The sequence below is a fragment of the Shewanella zhangzhouensis genome (genome assembly GCF_019457615.1).
In the GTDB taxonomy this organism is placed as follows: Bacteria; Pseudomonadota; Gammaproteobacteria; order Enterobacterales; family Shewanellaceae; genus Shewanella; species Shewanella zhangzhouensis.
The window spans coordinates 2,231,945-2,252,572 of record NZ_CP080414.1; the positions used below are offsets into that span (position 1 = coordinate 2,231,945).

At 44.4% G+C, this 20,628-nt stretch carries 18 protein-coding genes and 4 pseudogenes; 12 read left to right on the forward strand and 10 right to left on the reverse strand.

What is annotated here, in order from left to right; all coding sequences use genetic code 11:
- The first annotated feature begins 77 nt into the window (after nucleotides 1-77).
- From K0H63_RS09590 to K0H63_RS09610, 5 genes are all read left to right on the forward strand, one after another.
- Complete coding sequence (locus tag K0H63_RS09590) at nucleotides 78-746, forward strand: NAD(P)H-dependent oxidoreductase (protein WP_220067739.1); 669 nt, start codon at nucleotides 78-80, stop codon at nucleotides 744-746.
- A 31-nt stretch (nucleotides 747-777) separates the two neighbouring features.
- Nucleotides 778-1,350, forward strand: a complete 573-nt coding sequence (locus K0H63_RS09595) for a TetR/AcrR family transcriptional regulator (protein WP_220067740.1) — start codon at nucleotides 778-780, stop codon at nucleotides 1,348-1,350.
- A 121-nt stretch (nucleotides 1,351-1,471) separates the two neighbouring features.
- On the forward strand, nucleotides 1,472-1,918 hold the full coding sequence (locus K0H63_RS09600) for a DMT family transporter (protein WP_220067741.1): 447 nt from the start codon (nucleotides 1,472-1,474) through the stop codon (nucleotides 1,916-1,918).
- Between the two features lie 69 nt (nucleotides 1,919-1,987).
- Entirely contained in the window at nucleotides 1,988-3,466 is a 1,479-nt protein-coding gene (locus K0H63_RS09605) for an aldehyde dehydrogenase family protein (RefSeq protein WP_220067742.1), read from the forward strand.
- A complete protein-coding gene (locus tag K0H63_RS09610) occupies nucleotides 3,467-3,967 on the forward strand; it encodes a nuclear transport factor 2 family protein (RefSeq protein ID WP_220067743.1) in 501 nt (166 codons plus the stop codon).
- A gap of 744 nt (nucleotides 3,968-4,711) precedes the next feature.
- Here K0H63_RS09610 and K0H63_RS09615 read toward each other — a convergent pair.
- Both K0H63_RS09615 and K0H63_RS20080 read right to left on the reverse strand, forming a co-directional pair.
- Nucleotides 4,712-5,787, reverse strand: a protein-coding gene (locus tag K0H63_RS09615; RefSeq protein ID WP_220067744.1) for an IS3 family transposase whose coding sequence is annotated in 2 segments (ribosomal slippage) — nucleotides 4,712-5,538 and nucleotides 5,538-5,787 — 1,077 coding nt in all. Because the reading frame shifts where the segments join, the coding sequence is not laid out codon by codon here.
- Between the two features lie 77 nt (nucleotides 5,788-5,864).
- Nucleotides 5,865-6,068 (reverse strand): annotated as a pseudogene (locus tag K0H63_RS20080) (IS3 family transposase); the annotation flags it as partial.
- An 86-nt stretch (nucleotides 6,069-6,154) separates the two neighbouring features.
- Here K0H63_RS20080 and K0H63_RS09620 point away from each other — a divergent pair.
- Nucleotides 6,155-7,311, forward strand: a pseudogene (locus K0H63_RS09620) (IS3 family transposase).
- A gap of 37 nt (nucleotides 7,312-7,348) precedes the next feature.
- Here the strand turns inward: K0H63_RS09620 and K0H63_RS09625 are convergent.
- From K0H63_RS09625 to K0H63_RS09640, 4 genes are read right to left on the reverse strand one after another with little or no spacing between them, the layout of a single operon-like run.
- Complete coding sequence (locus K0H63_RS09625; protein WP_220067745.1) at nucleotides 7,349-7,984, reverse strand: NADPH-dependent F420 reductase; 636 nt, start codon at nucleotides 7,982-7,984, stop codon at nucleotides 7,349-7,351.
- A 46-nt stretch (nucleotides 7,985-8,030) separates the two neighbouring features.
- Nucleotides 8,031-8,846, reverse strand: a complete 816-nt coding sequence (locus K0H63_RS09630; RefSeq protein WP_220067746.1) for an aldo/keto reductase — start codon at nucleotides 8,844-8,846, stop codon at nucleotides 8,031-8,033.
- Between the two features lie 12 nt (nucleotides 8,847-8,858).
- A complete protein-coding gene (locus tag K0H63_RS09635) occupies nucleotides 8,859-9,650 on the reverse strand; it encodes a type 1 glutamine amidotransferase domain-containing protein (protein WP_220067747.1) in 792 nt (263 codons plus the stop codon).
- Nucleotide 9,651: 1 nt separating this feature from the next.
- Nucleotides 9,652-10,413: a type 1 glutamine amidotransferase domain-containing protein gene (locus tag K0H63_RS09640; RefSeq protein WP_220067748.1), complete on the reverse strand. Its 762-nt coding sequence runs from the start codon at nucleotides 10,411-10,413 to the stop codon at nucleotides 9,652-9,654.
- Between the two features lie 96 nt (nucleotides 10,414-10,509).
- Between K0H63_RS09640 and K0H63_RS09645 the strand changes: the two genes are divergently transcribed.
- Entirely contained in the window at nucleotides 10,510-11,397 is an 888-nt protein-coding gene (locus tag K0H63_RS09645; protein ID WP_220067749.1) for a LysR family transcriptional regulator, read from the forward strand.
- An 86-nt stretch (nucleotides 11,398-11,483) separates the two neighbouring features.
- On the opposite strand, the pseudogene K0H63_RS09650 reads toward K0H63_RS09645, so the two are convergent.
- Nucleotides 11,484-12,545: pseudogene (locus tag K0H63_RS09650) on the reverse strand (IS3 family transposase).
- Nucleotides 12,546-12,621: 76 nt separating this feature from the next.
- Here K0H63_RS09650 and K0H63_RS09655 point away from each other — a divergent pair.
- Nucleotides 12,622-13,383 (forward strand): annotated as a pseudogene (locus K0H63_RS09655) (IS5 family transposase); the annotation flags it as partial.
- Nucleotides 13,384-13,658: 275 nt separating this feature from the next.
- Here the strand turns inward: K0H63_RS09655 and K0H63_RS09660 are convergent.
- Nucleotides 13,659-14,402 (reverse strand): type 1 glutamine amidotransferase domain-containing protein, encoded by a 744-nt coding sequence (locus K0H63_RS09660; RefSeq protein ID WP_220067750.1) that lies wholly within the window; start codon nucleotides 14,400-14,402, stop codon nucleotides 13,659-13,661.
- Nucleotides 14,403-14,898: 496 nt separating this feature from the next.
- On the reverse strand, nucleotides 14,899-15,069 hold the full coding sequence (locus K0H63_RS20265; protein WP_220067751.1) for a hypothetical protein: 171 nt from the start codon (nucleotides 15,067-15,069) through the stop codon (nucleotides 14,899-14,901).
- Between the two features lie 434 nt (nucleotides 15,070-15,503).
- On the opposite strand from K0H63_RS20265, the gene K0H63_RS09670 reads away from it, so the two are divergent.
- On the forward strand, nucleotides 15,504-16,418 hold the full coding sequence (locus K0H63_RS09670; RefSeq protein WP_220067752.1) for a LysR family transcriptional regulator: 915 nt from the start codon (nucleotides 15,504-15,506) through the stop codon (nucleotides 16,416-16,418).
- A 263-nt stretch (nucleotides 16,419-16,681) separates the two neighbouring features.
- Here K0H63_RS09670 and K0H63_RS09675 read toward each other — a convergent pair whose 3' ends face one another.
- On the reverse strand, nucleotides 16,682-17,572 hold the full coding sequence (locus K0H63_RS09675) for a LysR family transcriptional regulator (protein WP_220067753.1): 891 nt from the start codon (nucleotides 17,570-17,572) through the stop codon (nucleotides 16,682-16,684).
- Nucleotides 17,573-17,663: 91 nt separating this feature from the next.
- On the opposite strand from K0H63_RS09675, the gene K0H63_RS09680 reads away from it, so the two are divergent.
- The 3 genes from K0H63_RS09680 to dkgB all read left to right on the forward strand — a co-directional run bounded on the left by K0H63_RS09680 (nucleotide 17,664) and on the right by dkgB (nucleotide 20,625).
- Complete coding sequence (locus tag K0H63_RS09680; RefSeq protein WP_220067754.1) at nucleotides 17,664-18,839, forward strand: MFS transporter; 1,176 nt, start codon at nucleotides 17,664-17,666, stop codon at nucleotides 18,837-18,839.
- Nucleotides 18,840-19,014: 175 nt separating this feature from the next.
- Nucleotides 19,015-19,296, forward strand: a complete 282-nt coding sequence (locus K0H63_RS20090; protein ID WP_258405693.1) for an LLM class flavin-dependent oxidoreductase — start codon at nucleotides 19,015-19,017, stop codon at nucleotides 19,294-19,296.
- 525 nt (nucleotides 19,297-19,821) lie between these two features.
- Nucleotides 19,822-20,625: a 2,5-didehydrogluconate reductase DkgB gene (gene dkgB, locus K0H63_RS09690; protein ID WP_220067755.1), complete on the forward strand. Its 804-nt coding sequence runs from the start codon at nucleotides 19,822-19,824 to the stop codon at nucleotides 20,623-20,625.
- Nucleotides 20,626-20,628: the final 3 nt, after the last annotated feature.

Consider the following 20,628-nt stretch of genomic DNA (forward strand, 5'->3'; position numbering starts at 1 on the left):
TAAATAATTTAATTTGACACTGAAATTTAATGTCTTATTACAAGTAAATGCTGCAGCTAATTATCTAAGAGGTAATTATGAACGTATTAATTGTTTATTGGCATCCTGAACCGTTGAGTTTCAACAATGCAATGTTTCGTACGTCAGTGGAAACGCTAAAGGCGGCAGGACATAGCGTTAAAACATCTGATTTGCATGATATGAATTTTTTCCCCGTTTCTGGTCGTCATAACTTTACCAGTACTAATAACACCTCATTTTTCAAACAGCAAATGGAAGAAATATACGCTACAGATAATAATGGTTTTGTCCCCGAGATTGAGATGGAAATCCAGAAGTTGGAATGGTGTGATCTAGTCATCTTCCAGTTTCCACTCTGGTGGTTTGGCATGCCTGCTATGCTCAAGGGTTGGGTTGAACGGGTGTTTTCAATGGGTCGAGCATACGGAGGTGGTCGTTTCTATGAAGATGGTATTTTCAGAGGAAAAAAGGCCATGTTAAGCATTACAACAGGTGGACTAGAAGAACTGTATGTAAAAGGTGGTTGGAATGGAGATATAGATGGTATTCTTCGGCCTATTCATCGAGGTATATTGGAGTTTACGGGTTTCTCAGTATTGGCTCCGCAGATAGTTTTTGGACCCGCTAGGACGTCTGACTTGATGCGGCACATTGAACTCGAAAAATATGCAATTAGATTGAAGGATGTATTTAAAGAGAAAGCTATTGACGTTGGTAGTTATTAAGTTTGTAAATCACATCTTTCGGTGGCTAGTAGTGGATATTTTTTCTAAAAATATTATTGCAGAAAAATTGTTGTTTGTATTTTGGTCAAATGGATACCACTTGACTACTTTACAAGACCTGCAACATGAGTTGGATATGAGGCCTGGTAGTATTTATTACAAGTTAGGCAATAAGGAAGCTCTTTGTAGGTTGGCAATGGAATTCTATATAGATGGACTCAACTCAAAATTCCTAGAAGCTAAAACTAAATCCGAATCTCCAATTAAAGTATTAAAGGAGTTCGTTGTTTTGTTGTTGAAAGATTTTAAATCCACATCTCCGAATTATTTGTGTTTCTTAATGAAAATTATGACTGAGATAAATGACCGCAATTCTCCATTATTCACTTCTGCCAAAATTGCCATTGATTCTTTTCATTTCAAAATTGAGTCATTACTCATTGAAGCAAGGGAGCGTGGTGAAATAAGAAATGCAACATGCTGTAAATCTACAGCAATTCTTATTCAGTCTTTTATTGATGGCGTCCGGATTGCAACAAAAAAAAGTACGCATGATGTTGCTATCGCAGATATTACAGATGACTTTTTTGGTTTTTTATTTTGAATTTTATTCTTACTATGGGTTAGTAACAATTCAGCGTTGCCACAAATTTTAAGTTCTTTGATTGCAATAAAATGGCCCTCACATTATTTGAATTAGTAGATTAACGTTTAGGAAGGAATTTATGAATACCGGTCTTCTTTTGTTTATTGGATTGGCAGCTGGAGCACTAATTCCGATACAAACCTCTTTAAACAGCTTACTAGGGAAAAGCATGGGACATCCATTGCTTACCACGTTAACTGTATTTCTAATTGGTGGGTTTGCCTGTTTAGTCGGCATGCTCATTGTTAAGCCATCACTACCCTCAATCGGCTCTTTGAATGCGGTGCCATTGAGCGCATGGATGGGGGGCATTATCTCTCTTTTCTATGTGGTCGTTGTAGTTTTTCTTGCCCCGAAATTAGGGGTAGGTTTGACCACCGCACTCATTCTAGTTGGACAACTGGTCACAGCTGTTGTTTTGGACCATTTTGGCTTACTTGGCAATGTCATGCATCCAATCAACTTTATGCGGTTACTTGGCGTTTCACTAATGTTCATGGGTATTTATCTAGTGAAATCATACTAAACCAAGAAACATTTAAACTCTGAACCTGCTGCTTGCAACTGAATACAGAACATGATTAAAGGCACGCTTATGGCTATCAATATTTCAAATGGACAACTTTTTATCAACGGCGAATGGAGAGAAGGCTCAAGTAACGTCGTAAAGCCTACCTACAATCCAGCAAATGAAACTTTTATCACTGATATCGCTCAAGCCTCTGAAGCGGATATCGACGCAGCCATTGACGCAGCTGATAATGCATTCAAAAGCCCAGAATGGGCAGAGATGAGTCCTCTTGAACGGTCGCGTTTACTTATCAAGGTAGCTCAACTCGTTGAGAGAGACGCCGATGAATTGGCGACATTGGAATCTATCGACATGGGAAAACCAAAGGTGTTTTCTCTCAATATCGATACAAAACTGCTGGCGGATCTCTTCTATTACTACGCTGGAGTCGCCGCTCAGATAGATGGCGTGACACGTAAAGTCACTCGAACTCAATCATGCGTTGAGCCACTTGCTTATACTCAACGTGTTCCATTGGGCGTTATTGCGGCCATTACTCCATTTAATTTCCCAATGTTGTTATCCGCCACCAAGTTTGCTCCGGCTTTAGCCGCAGGAAACACCATCGTGCACAAACCCGCCTCTGCGACCCCACTGACAGCGATCAAAATGGCAAAAATTTTTGATGAAGCTGGTTTACCCAAAGGAGTATTTAACTTAGTCACAGGCAGTGGTGCGCTTATCGGAAACAGATTGGTAGATAGTCCCAAGGTTAAAAAAATTGCTTTCACAGGATCAACCGAAGTGGGTAAGTCCATTGCAAAGCGCGCTATAGACAGTGTGAAAAAAGTCACTCTCGAATTAGGGGGAAAGTCGGCGCACATCATCTTCGATGATGCAAATCTAGATAAGGCCATCACACATGCACTCTTCGGAATCTATTACAACAAAGGTGAGATATGTACAGCAGGCTCTAGATTGTTAGTTCAGCGCCCTGTTTATGAAGAAGTATTGGAAAGGCTTCATCAGGCCACCAAGTCACTTATTATTGGAGACCCTCTCGACCTTAATACTACATTTGGTCCTCAAGTTGATAGAAATCAAGTTGATACCTGTCATCGTTACGTCGAGCAGGCCCTTCAGGATGGCGCTCGTTTGATTACAGGAGGACATCGAGTTTTTCCACTGGGAGATAAAGGACACTTTTACGCCCCTACAATATTGGCTGATGTCGATAACTCAAGTCCCGTCGCCCAAGAAGAAATCTTTGGCCCCGTTTTATGTGTCATTCCATTCGATACGGAAGATGAGGCGGTCAAGTTAGCAAATGAATCAAAGTTTGGTTTGGCTGCGGGGATTCAAACGGAGAACATTTCGCGGGCCCATCGAGTTTCCAGCAGATTACAAGCCGGACTCGTATGGGTTAACACCTACAACCAGTTCGATGTCGCACTACCTTTCGGAGGCTTTAAAGAGTCCGGTATTGGTCGCGAGCTAGGAACAGAAGTTTTAGACGCTTATACACAAATTAAATCGGTATATATCGATATTGAGGGCAAATGAATGACACAAAATAAAATTACCAGTGAGCAAGGCATTATCAATTTTTATCATGCCTTTACAAACAGTGACTTTGAACTCATGGCAACAATGCTACACGAAGACTGTACGCTCGAGTTTCCCGGGACGAGTTTTCCCAATGTGGTAAAAGGCCGTGACAATATTATTGCCCTACTTACCGGTGTTCAGCAGGCTATGGGAGGTACACTCGCATTTCACACAAAATGGGCCATGTTCAAAGATGATATGGTGGCCGCACATTGGTACACTACTGGTAATCCCGTTCATGGCGGGGCATACATGAATCGAGGAGTTGCTTGGTATAAGCTAAAAGATGGTTTAGTACATGAGTTCTTGGACTTTTTTGACACTCAAATCATCACAGCTTTTTGGCCAAGTGGCGGACTTACAGAAGACTTTTCTGCTGCAGAGTTCACTGTGAACAACCTTTACAATTATGCGCCGTCAAACGTACAACGTTATTTCATTGATTCGGTGAAATAACAAAACTCGTTTTTAGCTAAATTTCACATCAACACGTTTATTTTGTATACATTGTGTATCGACTCCATCGTTTTTTTTCGACAATGGAGTTTTTTATTCATTTTATTTTAATACCTGAAATTGTAGGTTGAATCGCCACCAATAAACTAGACACTTCCCAACCGTTCTTGTTATTGGTTTTCGAATTTTACTGGTGACAGTAAAAGATTCGAACCATGTTTTCGTTGTCTGTTTTAAAACATTTCAATGCAATAAAATATATCACTTCTGGCTTCTACACGATTTGAGAAGTTTTTACGATTGCTCCGCTTACGATTCATCAGCTGGAAACAGCTTTATGCAACAGCGGCATCAGGGCAATGTCTTTTCTAATTTAGGACTGCATCGACCAACCAACAACCCGACGGGAAAATAAATCAACCACCGCCGCCAGATATAACTAGCCCTCATGCGTGCGAATATAGATGATATCTATTACCACGCTTCGTCAGGGGTGGTCGGATTGAACTGTTGCTGTTAAGCGATTAGGCACAACGATATGGCTGTCGCCCTGTGAACTCTGTGCTTACGATAACCAACCTGTGCTTTAAGTTCTTCAGATTGCATCAAGCGGAAACCCCGGTTAATGTCAGAGCACTCGCCCTTATTGCGTAAATCAGAGTGGATTTTGTTGCATCCATACACACATCCTGACTATGACCTTTCCCCGAGATTAGTACCAATCTCTTGATGAGATTTTCCCGCTTATGCTGCCTGCTTGGCATACTCAACAGGTGGCATATAGTTCAGTGAACTATGTGGGCGAACATGGTTGTAGTGTTCACGCCATAGTTCGATTTCGAATCTGGCTTCGTCTAACGTTCTGAACCAGTGCTGGTTCAGGCATTCTTTCCTGAATTTGCCATTCAGGCTTTCCACAAAGGCGTTTTGCGTCGGCTTTCCTGGCTGGATAAGGCCCAGTGTGATACCCGTTTCCTTGCTCCAGAAGAACATCGCCTTGCTGGTAAATTCTGTCCTATTGTCGCAGGTAACCTTGTTGGGCTTACCGCGCTCTTCCATCAATTGGTCCAAGAATCTGGCTACCTGTCTGCCACTGATGGCCACTGAGACTAATTGCCCGACCATTTCCCGAGAATAATCATCCACGACATTCAGTACCCGAAAGCGCCGACCACTGCTGAGTTGGTCTGATACAAAGTCCATAGACCAACGTTGATTCGGTGCAGTCGGCACTTCCATAGGCTGCCTTGGCCGGGTCAGTTTCTTGCGCTTCTTTGTCCTGACCTGCAAGCCTTCCTCGGTGTAGAGCCGATAGGTACGTTTACGGTTCTGGACCCAGCCTTCGCCTCTGAGCAAACCATGCAACATTAGATACCCATAGCGGGGGTATTGCGTCGCCAGCGCCTTTAGCCGCTGTCTGAGCCCTGTGTCTGGCGTAGTTCTGGACTGATAGCGAAACGCAGTCCGGCTCAGCCCTGCCAGCTTACAGGCCACACGCTCACTGAGACTGAAACCTTCAATCAAGTGTTGAGCAACAGGCTTTTTGGCCGCTGGCGTTACCACTTTTTTGACAGCACATCCTTCATCGCTTCGACTTCCAGCATCTTGTCGGCCAACATCTTTTTGAGCTTGTTGTTCTCGGTCTCCAACTCTCTCAGCCGCTTCGCTTCATTTACTTCCAGCCCCGCATACTTGCTGCGCCAGTTGTAGAATGTGCCCGTGGATATGCCCATCTCTCGGCAAATGTCATCGACCTTTGCCCCTGCCTCATGCTGTTTGATGGCCTTAATGATTTGTTCTTCGGTGTAGCGTTTCTTCATGTTGAGATCTCCATTGGCTCCAGTTTATTGGAAATCTCATCAATGTCATGGTCTTAATTTGGGGGAGAGGTCAACTACAGCCAGAATTGCTTGATTGACCCAGTAAGTCGGCGATTAGCTCTGTCTCGAACCGAATGAGGATGTTTGCTCTAGGCATAATAACCACTTGGATGAACATCCAGCAGGTCGCACAGCCAACGTACTGGCCAGCTGCCACGGTGATCCTTGTTAAAGTCGTACCTCAGTCGGACAGCTTTGCGAAGTACGCCCCGGCTTTTTTTAGAATGTCGAGTTCTACAGTCGCCCTTTAGTGGACTAAAGAATCAGGACACCATTTTAGGTGGTAAAGTTGCTATCTAATGGCGAGATGTTTCATGACCAGAAAAGACGTTCTTTTACTCCAGAGTTCAAACTTAAGGCTGCCAGTTTAGTGCTCGGCTAAGGCTATTCCATCCCCAAGGTCTGCCGTTCACTTGATATCGGTGAGGCAGTCAGTTCGAAGCCAGCCGTGGCGGCGCAAAGCCTATGAGCAAAGCCTTGACGCCTGAGCAGCAAAAGATCCAGGAGTTAGAGGCCAGGAACAATCGCATTGAACGAGAGAAAGCCATTCTAAAAATACTGAAGGGGCACACCGAGGCAACCGCACTCTTAATGCCGAACGTACGCGCTAATCGACCAATTGAGTGAGTAAGAGGCGGTAGAATTGGTCTGTGCTATGTGCGATATCGAGCCATCCAGCTTTTATGACGACCTGCCCGCAAACACATTGGTTAATGTGCAACAAACTTCAGCAGTGTCGTGAAATCAATCGCTTACTCACTTAGAGTCGTTCTTTCGTAGGGAGTCGGACTTTAATATAAATGCTACAAGAGCAGGGGCATCAGGTTGGCCGTTATCGAGTGCGGCGCTGTATAAGAGAATTGGGGCTGATATACAAACAACCCGGTTATTACACTTACAAAACTGCCTCGGTTGAGAGGTCAGACTTCCCTAATCGGCTGAAAAGGGACTTTACGCAAACGCCCCGAATGTTTGGTGGTGTGGTGATATTACCTACGTTCGGAGAGGCAGCGGCTGTTGTTATCTGGCACCGGTCATGGACCTATACAGTCGCCGAGTTGTTGGCTGGTCGCTATGAGATAAATCTGACGCAGAATTTGCCGTTAGGGCATTGGATATGGCGTATGAACAAAGAGGTAGGCCTCAACGGCTGATGTTTCACTCAGACCAGGGAAGCCAGTACAGCAGCCGCTCCTTTTCGCAACGGCTATGATGCTACCGTATCACTCCAAGTATAAGTCGTCGGGGAAACTGCTGGGATAACGCTCCCATGAAAAGGCTCTGCCGCAGTATGAGTTCAGAATGTATACCAGCCACAGGGTACTCATCTATGAGTGAGCCAAGAAAGACATCACCGAATACCTGATACACTGCTACAATCGGCAACGCCCTCATCAACACAATGGTGGCGTTGCAGCTGCTCAAGCCGAGGTCCGACTTAACTTACTGTCCGGAAATAGTTGACCATTACAATATGATTATCGCTAAAATTTCTTCTTTGTTATCTTTTTAAGTGTCCCCAAACCATGTTTGGATTATGTCCATTGATTCTAACCATTTTTACCCACATAAGTGTCATGTGTTCTAGGTGGAGAGCTTGGTTCAAACCGCCGACGTCTAGTGCATCCCAACCGAGTTTTTCTATGAGTTCTTTTACTTTTCCTTTTGCTGATTCACTAGAACCGCAAAACATCATGACGGGTTTAACGTTGTAGTCTGGGTATGAGTTGTCTTCAAAGTTTTCATAGCCATAGATGGTAAATGCTTTAACAACGTCTGCCGCAGGAATCAAATTTTTTATTACCTCAGAACCTGATATTTCACTATTGAGACCGTGAGAGACCCCCGCGCCAACCGGGTTAGTACAATCGACGATGATTTTGCCTGACAACTCTTCTTTGACATTTGTTAGAGCAGCTTCGTTGGCGCCATAAGGAGTTGCGAGGAACACAATTTCTGCCTCACTGACCGCCGTCTTCGGTGATGATACGTTAATATTCGGATTACGACTTATAACCTTTGCCACACTCTCTGAAACGGGATCATTTGAAGCCAGTGTGACGTCATGTCCCAGTTTTTGTAAGTGGATTGCAAGTGGTCCACCCACATTGCCATATCCAATAAATGCTATTTTCATAATTTCACCTTAATATCTTCTATTCTTTAGGTTTTCAAATCCGTTTTTAGGCGACTTGTCTTGGATCCCAACCTGTAGTTAGACCATCTTCCAAACTGTCTAACAGATGGATGTCTTCTTCGTTTAATTCGACATTTAACGCGTCGAGGTTATCTTGCTGACGAGTTGGATTGGTAGATTTGGGAATGACAACACGTCCCTTAGTTAAATTCCAAGACAGTAAAACCTGTGACGGTGTTAATGAGTTTCTGTCAGCAATATGCTTTACCAAGTGGTGTCCTAGCCCCTTAGATTTAGCTAAAGGCGAGTAGGCACATATCGCGATATTGATTTGATTACAAAACTCGACCACATCTCGTTGCTGAAGAAAAGGATGTATCTCTAACTGATTTATCGCAGGCAAGATATTGGCATGGTTAATCAGCTCGCGTAGGTGACGTACCATGAAATTGCTGACACCAATGCTTTTTACCAATCCTTCCGAATAGAGAACTTCAAGTTGCCGCCATGCAGCCAATCGCCCAGAGGGTTCTGGCCAATGAAGCAGCATTTGGTCAATATAGTCGAAACCAAGCCGAGACAAGCTCATTTCAACAGCTTTCACTGTATTTCCGGTTGCAATATCATCTCGCCAAACCTTGGTAGTAACGAATATGTCTTTACGGGCAATCGATGAGTGTTTAACCGCGAGTCCCACCTCTTGTTCGTTACCATAGATGGCTGCCGTATCGATATGCCGATATCCCATTTCAATGGCCTGCGAAACAGACAGAACAGTTTCGTGTGGGGCAGTTTTAAAAACACCAAGTCCAATAGACGGTATTAACACACCGTTATTAAGTTTTGCATGTGAACGGGACATCGGCACGTTTCCTTACTTCTCTAACTGCTTGATAACAAGACGCGCTACACTGCGTCCACTGTTTTGTTGCTGGCCAGTAATTAGGTTGCCATCAGCGACGGCAAAATCAGCCCACAAACCGTTTTGTACATAGTTAGCACCACGGGATTTCAATGCTTCTTCAAGGTACCAGTCAAATAATTTTGTGTTTACAGCCTGCTCGACAAATTTGTCTTCTGCTAATGAAAATCCAGTGATTTCCTTATTCGAAACCAGGTATTTTCCATTCGGTAATTTGATATCAACCAACGCTGAAACGCCGTGACACAGTGCTGCCGTTGGCTTTCCTTTTTGATAGAAATTAATGATCAAATTTTGAAGCGTTTTGTTGTCTCTAAAGGTATACATTGGCGCTTGTCCGCCTGAAACGATAATGGCGTCGTAGTCGTTGCCGCTCACATCACTGATAGACTTAGTCTGATTAAGCATTGCACTTGTTGTGCTGTTCGTCAGAAAACCAAGACTGACAATGTCGTGTGCCGAATAACCACTTTCATGACGTGGATCTGAATAGGCATCCAATTCGATCTTGCCACCATCGATGCTAACAATGTCTACCGAGTAGCCTGCATGAGTCAGCTCTTCGTAAGGGTGGCTAATTTCCGCAATCCAAGCGCCAATAGGCCAACCGTTTGTTGCTTTAGCGGGGCTTGCAGCAACCAATAAAATTTCACCCTTTGATGGGTAACCATCGGTTGCGTTAGCCGCTGTCGTGAATACCAAAAACAATGTGATTGTTTTCAATATGTTGCTTATGAATGTCATGTTATTTCTCCAGTGATTCGATAATTAATTGCGCGGTTTGAAGGCCAGACATGTTTTGTTGGCCCGTGATAAGGTTGCCGTCTTTAACCGCATGACTGTTCCAAGGATCGGCTTTGACAAACTCAGCCCCCAGAAGCGATAAGTCATCTTCTATGCGCCAAGGCATTAGGCTCACACCTTTAGGCAGTGCGCCCATTTCCCATACAGCGGCATCTGAGTGACTCTCTTCTTCGTTAGTAAAGCCCGTCACTTTTTTGCCTTTAACCAGCATTTCACCGTTGGATAGCCTGGCGTATTTTAGAACTGCAACACCGTGACAAAGTGCAGCAGTGATTTTTTGTTTCTCATAGAACTCAACAAACTTGCGATGTAGTGAGGTTGCTTGAGCGAAGCTAAACATTGGTGACTGTCCGCCTGCGACGAGAATTGCGTCAAAAGCGTTAGTATCAATGGATGAAACAGGCTTAGTATTCTCAAGTAACGCCATCAATTCCGAGGAATTGATAAACTTCAGTGACACTTCGTCTGCTGCCGAGTAGCCTGACTTGTCAGTAGGATCACTAAGCGAATCTGCTTCTACTTTGCCACCTTCAGGACTGAAAAATTCAACTTCATATCCATTATCAGTAAATTCAAAATACGGATGTGAAACTTCGCTCCACCAGAAGCCTACAGGCCATTGAGTGACTGTAGATGTAGCAGGGTTAGAAATTACAATTGCCACCCTTTTTTTTGGGGATGTCATTTCATCTGTGTTGGTCATAAAAATCTCCTGTTTGAGTTCAGAGTGATTATTGATTAGTAATGAAAATTGATAAATAATCCAAAATGAGACTTATTGTTGACAAATGAGGCAACAATGGATACATCTGAAATTACATCGTTTGTAAAGGTTGTGCAGGCAGGCAGCTTTACAAAGGCAGCTGAGAACATGGGTAAGCAGAAAGCTTATCTTTCCCGCGTAATTACAAAACTGGAGGAACGACTAGGAGTCAGACTTCTTGATAGAACAACGCGTTCACTGTCTTTGACAGAGCTTGGACGAGAAGTATACGAACGCAGCTTGAAAGTACTAGAAGGTATAGAGGATATAGAACTTACCGCACAAAGAGCGTTAGGCGAGCCTTCTGGCACCCTCAAGATCTCCTGTGGCACAGAGTTTGGAATGATAGCAGTAAGTAACTGGATAATGGGCTATTTGGATAAATACCCAAGCGTAAAAGTCGAAGCTGACTATACAAATCGAGTGGCTGATATTGTCCATGAAGGTGTAGATATAGCAATTCGCCTTGGAGAATTGAGTGATTCAAATCTGGTTGCCAAGAAACTAGGAGAGCTTAAATACGGGCTATACGCCGCCCAAACTTACATAGCTACTCATGCAATTTCGGCACATCCCTTAGGGCTAAACCAACATCAAGTGATTAAGTTCTCTGGTGGGATCCACTCCAAACCGTGGTCTCTGCAAAAAGACAAAGAAAAAATTGAAATAACAGGAGACAGTAAACTGAAGGTCAATAACGTTTTTGTTGCTAGAGATGCCTGTATCAAAGGATTCGGTGTTGCCAAACTCCCAACAATCGTCGCCGAGCCTGCGCTCAAATCTGGTCAGATTGTTCAAATCTTTGAAGATTGGGGATGTCCAAGAACACCTGCATATGCTGTTTATCCCAGCTCCAGGTACATGACCCCTAAAGTCAGAAAATTTGTAGATTATGCTGTTAATAATTTTGGCGCAAGCAAATAATATGCAATACTATTAGTGCTTTGTAAAATTTGAACCGCCCCGGTAAAACTGGACAGGCCACTAATTGATATTCGTCAGTTCATAGTTTAGCCAAGCGCACTGTGCCTTCTGGTACGGTTATAATCAACTTCTATATACTCAAATATGGCCAGGCGCATGGTTTTGCGATCTATGAACCGCTCGTATTGAACTGCTTCCACTTTCAGCGAGTGAAAAAACTTTCTGCACAGACTCTTTCCAAACTGTTGCCTTTGTGGCTCATGCTCAGCTGCAACTCGTGTACTGTTGCCAGTTCGCGATAAGCATGCGGGCAATACTGATTGCGACGGTCGCTATGAACTAATACACCTGTCGGCATACCGCGAGGGAGTAACTCAGGCCATTGTCAGTGCGTTACAAAGCAACTCAGCAGTCATGCTTGAGTTCATTGAACAACCCACAACGGCCCGAGAGTAAGGGTCTTTGATGACGGCCAAATAGAGCCAACCCTCACAAGTCTCGAGGTAAGTGATATTGCTTACCCATTTGGGGTTTGGTGCCGATGCCGTAAAGTCTTGCCCAAACAGATTTGGGGCTACTGGCAGCCTATGTTCAATGTTAGTGGTCACCTTAAATTTACGCGCCGCTTTAAGTACCAAATTTTGGCGTCTTATGCAGTCGGCAATGGTCTTAATGTCAGCCTTTTCGCCGTTGTCGGCAAGCTCAACCAGAATACGACAGGCCCCGTCACGTTGTTTACTGGCATCAAATTCCGCTTTGACTTTGGCATCCCGTTCATTACGTTTTAGCTTTCGCTCGCTCGGGGAGGTGCCGGTATTTCGCCAAGCATAGTACCCACAGCGCGAAACGTTGAGCGCTACGGTTATACGCTTCAAGGGGGGAGCGGTGCTAGTGCTCAAGCATGACCTCAAATCGGCATACTTTGGGTTCTTTGCGAAGTAGGTAGACACCATTTGTAGGACAGCGATGTCCTCGGCCTGTTTCGCCAGTTGACGCTTAAGGCGAGCCACCACTGCCGATAATTCAGCTACTCGTTGGCTGACGTTCATTTTATTTTCTCAGGCTACGCGCCAGTCGTATAACTGAAACTCGTATAGCCCCAACACTTATACTGCCGCAACGACGCCTTTGATTAGCGCCAACTTTATAGGTTTAGGGAAGGTGCGAATATGTCCTAGATGTGAGATTTTCCTATCGCGACCTGAACCAAGGATGAGTAACCGGATGAGCCAGCAGCAGACTTTTGCCGACAGTGATTTTTCCAGTAAACGCCGCAAAGAAGTCTTTCTTGGCAGAATGGATGGCTTACTTCCCTGGGACAAATTACTTGGCATTGTCGGGCCTGTATATCCCAAGGCGGGTAATGGTCGCCGGCGCTATCCCCTGGAAACCATGCTGAGCATTCACTTTATGCAGCAATGGTACAATCTAAGTGATGTGGCCATGGAAGATGCCCTCTATAAAATCGCCTCCATGCGCCAATTTGCTCGTCAGTCACTGGTTAAAGCAATTCCAGACCGCACTACCATCATGAATTTCCGGCATTTGCTGGAGTAGCCTAAACTGGCACACAAAATCTTCAGCACCATTAATCACAGACTGTCAGAGAGTGGCGTTCTGATGACTCAGGGCACCCTGGTGGATTCCACGAAAATTCAAGCACCAAGCTATACCAAAAACAAACACAACAGCCGCGACGAAGATATGAATCAAGTCAAGATAGGTAACCAGTGGTACTTCGGAATGAAAGCGCACATTGGCGTCGACGCCAAAAGTGGCCTGACCCACAGCTTGCTGACCACGGCGGCTAACGAGGACGATCTCAATCAGGTTGGTAAGTAACTGCATGGCGATGAAGAATTTATCTCTGCAGATGCTGGCTATCATGGTGCCGAAAAGCGTGATGAGCTCAGCGAACTCAGCGCGGACTGGCTTATCGCCGAGCGTCCCGGCAAGCTGAATGCATTAAAGAAACACCCGCGCAAAAGGGACCGACTTAAATTTGGGGGAGAGGTCAAAATCCGCCCGAAAGGGGGCAAAAATCAGCCACGAAGAGACAATCTTTATCTGAAAATTGAGCTACAGAACGTGTAAAGATGGCGTGGGGAGTCACTTATGGAGAAGCGGGCTACTTAATAGTGCTTTCCTTAGATGAATAGCGACACCTTTAAACATACAGCAATTATTAGAGTTACTCATTCAAACAATAGTAAATAAGAGGATATGCGGAACTTCCATGTCCGCAAGATTATAGCTTTACCTTATTTAAGCAATGCATTTGCAAGTACACGGCCAAGTTCTGAAGCTGATTGTGGATTTTGTCCCGTGATAATTCTATCGTCACGGACTACAAAAGTCGTAAATTTATCGCCTTCCTGATACAAAGCTCCTTTAGCGATTAACTCATCCTGTAAGAGATAGGGAACTACTTTTGTAAGGCCTACAGCTTCTTCTTCAGCGTTTGAGAAACCAGCTACTTTTTTACCTTGGATAATTGGTTTTCCTGAAGCATCGTAGATATTTAAAAGCGCTGCGGGTCCGTGGCAAACTGCTGCAACAAAACCGCCATTCCCATATATTTTAGAGCTAACGGTATTTACAGCTGGGCTGTTAGGAAAGTCCCAAACTGTTCCGTGTCCACCAGCAAACAATATTGCATCATAATTTGAAGCATCCACATTAGCAAGTTTCATGGTGTTATCTAGAAGTGCTCTAGTATCTGGGTTTGCCAAAAAATCTTGGTTAATTTCATCATCAAGCGTTAAGCTTTTTGGATCTATTGGAGAGGCACCACCTTTAATACTAGCAATATCGACTTTAATCCCAACTTTAGTTAGCTCATGATATGGGTGCGTCATCTCTGATAAATAAAGACCGGTTTTCTCACCAGTATCACCCATTTGATCATGACTGGTTACTACAATCAATACTTTAGGTGCTGCAAATGCAACAGCACTAAATGTAAACATAACGATTGCTGAAAATACTTTGCACAATGAACGCATTGCACACCTCCTGTTATATAGATTAAATTTAAATTTTGGATTTGGCTAAATAACCAGCTCTTCTATAATCCTATATCCTATGCTCTACTTAAATCACTATAGAGATGCTGAAATAACTTGCTTCATCGTGTCAATCATTTAAGCGAGTTAATACACTCTCATTTAACTCATTTAAATACTGAACACTGTGTATATAGTAGTAATTATCGTAATAGAGTTTAAATCCATCTTCTTGATAACAGTCATTAATTTTATGAATGATTACAATATGCCATTGTAATCACTGAGGAAATTCCAATGAAATAATCCGCTTCTCCCGATATAACGCTCCAAGGCATCTTTACACGTCCTATAGCTCAATTTTCAAAATTTCAGCCCCAAATAGCCACTATGCGACTGATTTTGTCCCTGTACCACGCCAATTTGGCCATTCCCCACAGAAGCGAGCTTTGATGCGGAAGTACCACTGGTTACCTTTCTAGGCTTGGTGCATGTCTTAGTCTTGGCTGTTTTCGTTGCTTTTGGTGGAGCTGAGGGCTTGAATTATCGTAGCATCCACCAGGCTGCCCATGTCATCAGAACGATACATTGTGCTGCCCAGTGTATGCTGCTCCAACATGTACCGGAAATTCATTATGGTGTTGCGGTCTGGAATGGCTTTATCCATTGATAGACACCACATTGACCCATGGAGGCTATATCATAAGCGGCATCTTCCATGGTCTTATCGCTCAGATTGTACCATTAGTGCATGCAGTGAATGCGCAATATGGATAGCGCGTGCGAACATTATCGGCATTGAAATACACAGGCCCGACAATACGAAGTAATTTGTCCCGCATAGAAGCCATCCATTCAGCCAATGATGACTTTTTGCGGTTCTTGTGGTGTTTACCGGCCAACTCACTGTGGGCAAAAGTCAGTAGCACGCTCATCATGTTACTCTTCCAGGATTAAGGTTACGATACAAAGTTCTCACATCTCGAACTTAATTCGTACCTTCCCTAACTCACTGTGTCCTCTGTATAGTTGACTGTATCGATCTTGGGAGAAATTCTTGTTTAAAATTAATTTACATTATTAATATCGGTGTTGAAAAGTATGAATATTGCAACGAAAGATCTGAATTTATTAAAACTGTTTCAAGTTTTGTATGACGAAAGAAGCGTATCTTCCGCCGCAGAGCGGATGAATCTTAGTCAGCCTGCTTTGAGCCATAAGCTTGCTAAGTTGAGAACCGAATTCGGCGATACTCTGTTTGCACGAGCGCCAAGAGGGCTTACTCCCACACCGAGAGCACATCAGTTGGCACCGTTAGTTCAACAGTTGTTGCGTTCGCTGGAGTCCTTTTATGACTACTGTGATGAAGAGAGTTTCCTGCTTCGGGAAGACCGAATCCATCTATACAGTACGGATTATATTGAACAACTTTTGATGCCAAAGCTTCTTCCTTTGGTTAGACAGAAGGCTCCTAGATTACAGCTTGTGTTTCATAATACTCGAGGAAAATTGCCACGTTCAGAACTTGAAACTGGTGCTTGTGATATGGCTATAGCCGGATTTTTCAAACAGTTACCCGATACATTTTATCAGCAGAAGATACATTCGGAATCGTTTGCGGTCTTGGCGTGCCGTTCCAACCCAATTTTAAATGGAAAGTTAGACTTGGAAACATTCCTTGCATGTGATCATTTAGTAACGACCTTGACAGGGGACTTGGAAGGGATAGTGGATGGAGCACTACATGAAAAGGGGTATCAGCGTCGAATAGTGGCAGGTCTCTCAAGTTTCCTTTCACCGGCATTAATGATTGAAGGCAGTGACTTATTAATCACCTGTTTAGAGTCAGTCGCCTCGCACGCTTGCAATTGCATACCTAGTTTAGTCAGTTATCCGTGTCCAGTTGATTTAGCTAAGGTAGAAATTATGCAAACCTGGCATCAACGTACTCATGATGATCCACTTAGAACTTGGTTACGTCAGCAGATTCGTTATTTACTTAACGAATCTGCCTAAGTGTTCACCTAGTCTTTGCTCGTTATCAGTCATACAAGGTTGTTATTAATATTAGACACTTATGTTCGTAATCATAGCTGTAACTATGAAGTATGACATCGAGAATATATCAATCGTTTATGCTTCAGTGTCACATAATTTTTATAAAATAGAGCATTAGCACATGATGAACGAAACGCCTATTTGTAGGATTATATATTGGATCGTAGGATAAAAATGCTCTGGGTTCAGAGTTATCCCTTTGAAATAACCTATCTAAAGTACTACATCAGTTTTAAACGCGGTGAGATGTAATCAAGAAAGGATGTGATACGGCTCGATAGCGCTGTATTACGATAGTATACGGCATGCACCAACTCTCGATTATTTGGGGTGGTGATGTGTCCATCGAGTACCTTTATCAATCTCCCCTCCGCTAAGTCCTCACAAATCATAAATTCGGAGAGCAGTGCTAAGCCTTGCCCAGCCAAACAGAGTTGGCGAATTGTTTCACCGCTGCTGCTGCACAGAGTTGCAACCATCTGAAACTGATTCACTAATGGCCAACGATTCAAGTGAGGAGCATCGACAAAGCCAACTATTTGGTGACGTGACAGGTCTTCTGGTTCAGACGGAGTTCCAAACTGTTCAAGGTAGGCCGGTGCTGCCACAATATGTAGTGGGCTTCGTCCCAAAAAGCGTGCGTGCAGGTTTGAATCCTGTAAAGCACCTATGCGAATGGCCAGATCTGTTTTACGTTCAATCAGGTCGATGATATTTTCATTGGCGACGAGTTCAAGTTCTATGTGCGGGAAGCGTTCACGAAAGCCCGGAACAAGCGGAACCAACTGGTGCAGTATGAAAGGGGTTACTGCATCTACTCTGAGCCGTCCGGCAGGAACTCCTTTCAAAGTTCGAATGTTTTCCTCTGCTTCTGCCAGTTGATGTAGGCCAACTCTGACCTGGTCGGTGAAGATCCTTCCTTCTTCAGTCAATTCGAGTTTACGCGTAGTGCGATTGAGTAGAGTACTGTCCAGCTCTTTTTCGAGTCGGCCAACGGAACGCGACACTTTGGCTACTTGGATATCCAGAATGCGGGCGGCAGCCGAAAAACTTCCGCAATCGATCACTGTAAGTAGAATTTCCAAGTCTTCGGTACGGGATATTATTGCCATAAATGTAAAAGAATTTTGTTAATGATGATGTTTTTGCAAAAAATAGCATTAGGCATACTCCACTGCAACTTAACCATACTTGGAGATTGAAATGCCTATTGCTTTATTCGCGCTGACGCTCAGCGCATTTGCAATCGGTACGACCGAATTCGTGATAGTCGGGTTGGTACCAACTATCGCCCAGGATCTGGGTGTTTCCCTGCCATCGGCTGGTTTACTAGTAAGTCTATATGCTTTGGGTGTTGCTATTGGTGCACCTGTGCTGACCGCTATGACCGGCCGCTGGCAACGCAAAAATGTTTTGTTAGCCATTATGACTCTATTCGTGATAGGTAACATTTTGGCCTGGATGGCGCCTACTTACAGTTCGCTGATTACCGCCCGTATATTGACGGGGCTGGTTCACGGGGTGTTTTTCTCTATTGGCTCAACCATCGCGACGAGCCTTGTTCCGCGTGAAAAAGAAGCCAGTGCGATTGCAATCATGTTTACCGGCTTGACTGTTGCCTTAGTAACCGGGGTGCCGTTGGGTACCTGGATTGGCCAAAATTTCGGTTGGCGAGCAACTTTCATGGTTGTCGCTGCTCTAGGTCTCATCGCGCTGATCGGCAGTGCCTTGCTTGTACCTAAAAACCTGAAACAGGCACCATCTGCCCGAATCTCTCAACAATTAGATGTATTAACGCAACCCCGTCTCCTGTTGGTGTATGCAATGACGGCAATGGGTTACGGTGGAACCTTTACGGCTTTCACCTTCTTAGCTCCGATTCTAGAGCAGGTGTCTGGTTTTGAGTCGGGTGCCATAGGTCTCATCATGCTTGTGTATGGTGTATCGGTCGCCGTTGGCAATATCTGGGGAGGGCGAATGGCTGATCGTATGGGGCCTATTAAGGCGCTGAATATTATTTTTACAGCTCTTGCGTTGGTGCTATTGGCTTTCACCTTTACGGCCGGTAACCAAATTACTGCTGTCATCACCATACTAATTTGGGGTGCCTTTGCCTTTGGTAATGTGCCAGGCCTTCAAGTCTATGTGGTTCAGTTGGCTGAAAAGTACACTCCACAGGCCGTCGATGTAGCTTCGGGCCTAAACATTGCGGCATTCAACGTCGGTATCGCATTGGGCTCAATTCTAGGAGGCATCATCATTGAAACTATGACACTGATGGATACCGCCTGGATTGGTTCTCTAATCGTGGTACTGGCACTGGGGTTGACTCGCCTATCTGGTTTTATCGATAAGCGTGACCAAATGCAGAACATTTGAACATTCAAAATTACAGAGGCGAAGCGAGGCTTCGCCATGGAGTTTTCTTTAATGCAATTGAAAAACTGGCTCAGGGCCGCTTTGCCACCGATGTCGAACCGCCCCTGGACAATGGCTGATCAGTAAAGGCGATACCAATCGAAAGCACGATGGACGCCCCTTTGGTGTGCCGGACATGGAACATCATGCGGAATTGGTCAAGCTTGCAGATGCTCTAGGTTTTCGGGCGGCTTGGGTGCGAGATGTACAGTTGTATGAACCCAATTTCGGTGATGCAGCACAGGTGTTTGAGACCGTCGCCTATCTAGGTTACCTCGCATCACATACACAAAACATTTTGCATGGTACTGCCTCCGTCGTACTTCCATTACGTAATCGCCGGTTGGTTCGAAAGGCTGCTACAACTATACAAACGCTGAGTGAAAAACGGTTTCTACTGGGGGGGCAACAGCGGTGACTGTCCAAATGAACACCCCATTTTTTGCATCGATTTTCACAGCCGTGGCGAGAGCTTTCGAAAGGCCGGGGAGATGCTGCGCGGAGAGCAAGACGGCAATCTGGCCAGCGGTATGAAGGCATTGCCTGAAGCACCAAAGGCGCCATTGCTTTTCGCTGGTCTTGCACAGCAAAGTCCGGCTTGGGCCGGTGTACACATCGAGGGCTGGCTGTCCTACCCTGGTACACCAGATGACCACTTCACACGCGCTAGGCTATGGCAGGATGTGGGTGGTGATAAACCCTATATTAGTTTTGTACATCTTGATCTCGTATCAAATCCTGACGCTCCGATCATACGGCATAGATATGGTGTAAGTATGGGAGAAAGGATTAATCCATAAACTGGAAGCTATGAAGGCGGCAGGTGTAGATCATATTTTGGATTGAATTTTCGTTGAAACCTGCGACCGCTTGATGAAACTCTTGAGCAGATCGGTGATGCGATTTTACCGCTCTTTCATACATAAAACAGGAGTTATATAACATGAGAAATATTCCGTCTCTGGGAATGGGTACCTTCCGATTGCAAGGGGATATCGCCTACAAGGCCGTAAAAACAGCTCTGGAAACAGGTTATAGCCACATTGATACTGCGCAGATCTACGGAAACGAAGCCGAAATAGGTCAGGCGATTGCCGACACAGGTATGGCGCGTGATGATCTCTTTCTGACTACAAAGGTTTGGCTCGATAACCTTGGGGAAGATACTTTTATCCCAAGTGTGGAAGACAGCCTGCGAAAACTAAAGGTTCAATCAGTTGATTTGCTATTAATCCACTGGCCAGATGTCACAGGTAAAGTTGCAATGGAAACCTACCTACAACAGTTGGTGAAATCACAGCGGCAGGGATTGACTAAGGCAATTGGGGTTTCCAATTTCACAATTACTCAACTGGATCAGGCCATTCAGATTTTGGGTGAGGATACCATTATGACTAACCAGATTGAAGTTCATCCTTACTTGCAAAACCGTCGGGTTATTGAGCACTGCAAGGCGAAAGGCATTCTGGTAACCGGTTATATGCCGTTGGCGGTGGGAAAGGTAATGCAAGATAAAGTATTACAGTCCATCGCTGCCACCCATAATGTAACCGTAGCTGAAATTGTGTTGGCCTGGCAGTTACAGCAGGGGCTTATCACTATTCCATCATCAACAAAACGCGAAAACCTGTTATCTAACCTGAATTCAGTTGATCTTGTATTAGAAGACTGCGAGATGGTGCAAATTTCTATGTTGGAGAGGGGAGACCGTATAGCCAACCCCGAATTCTCACCAGAGTGGGACTAGATA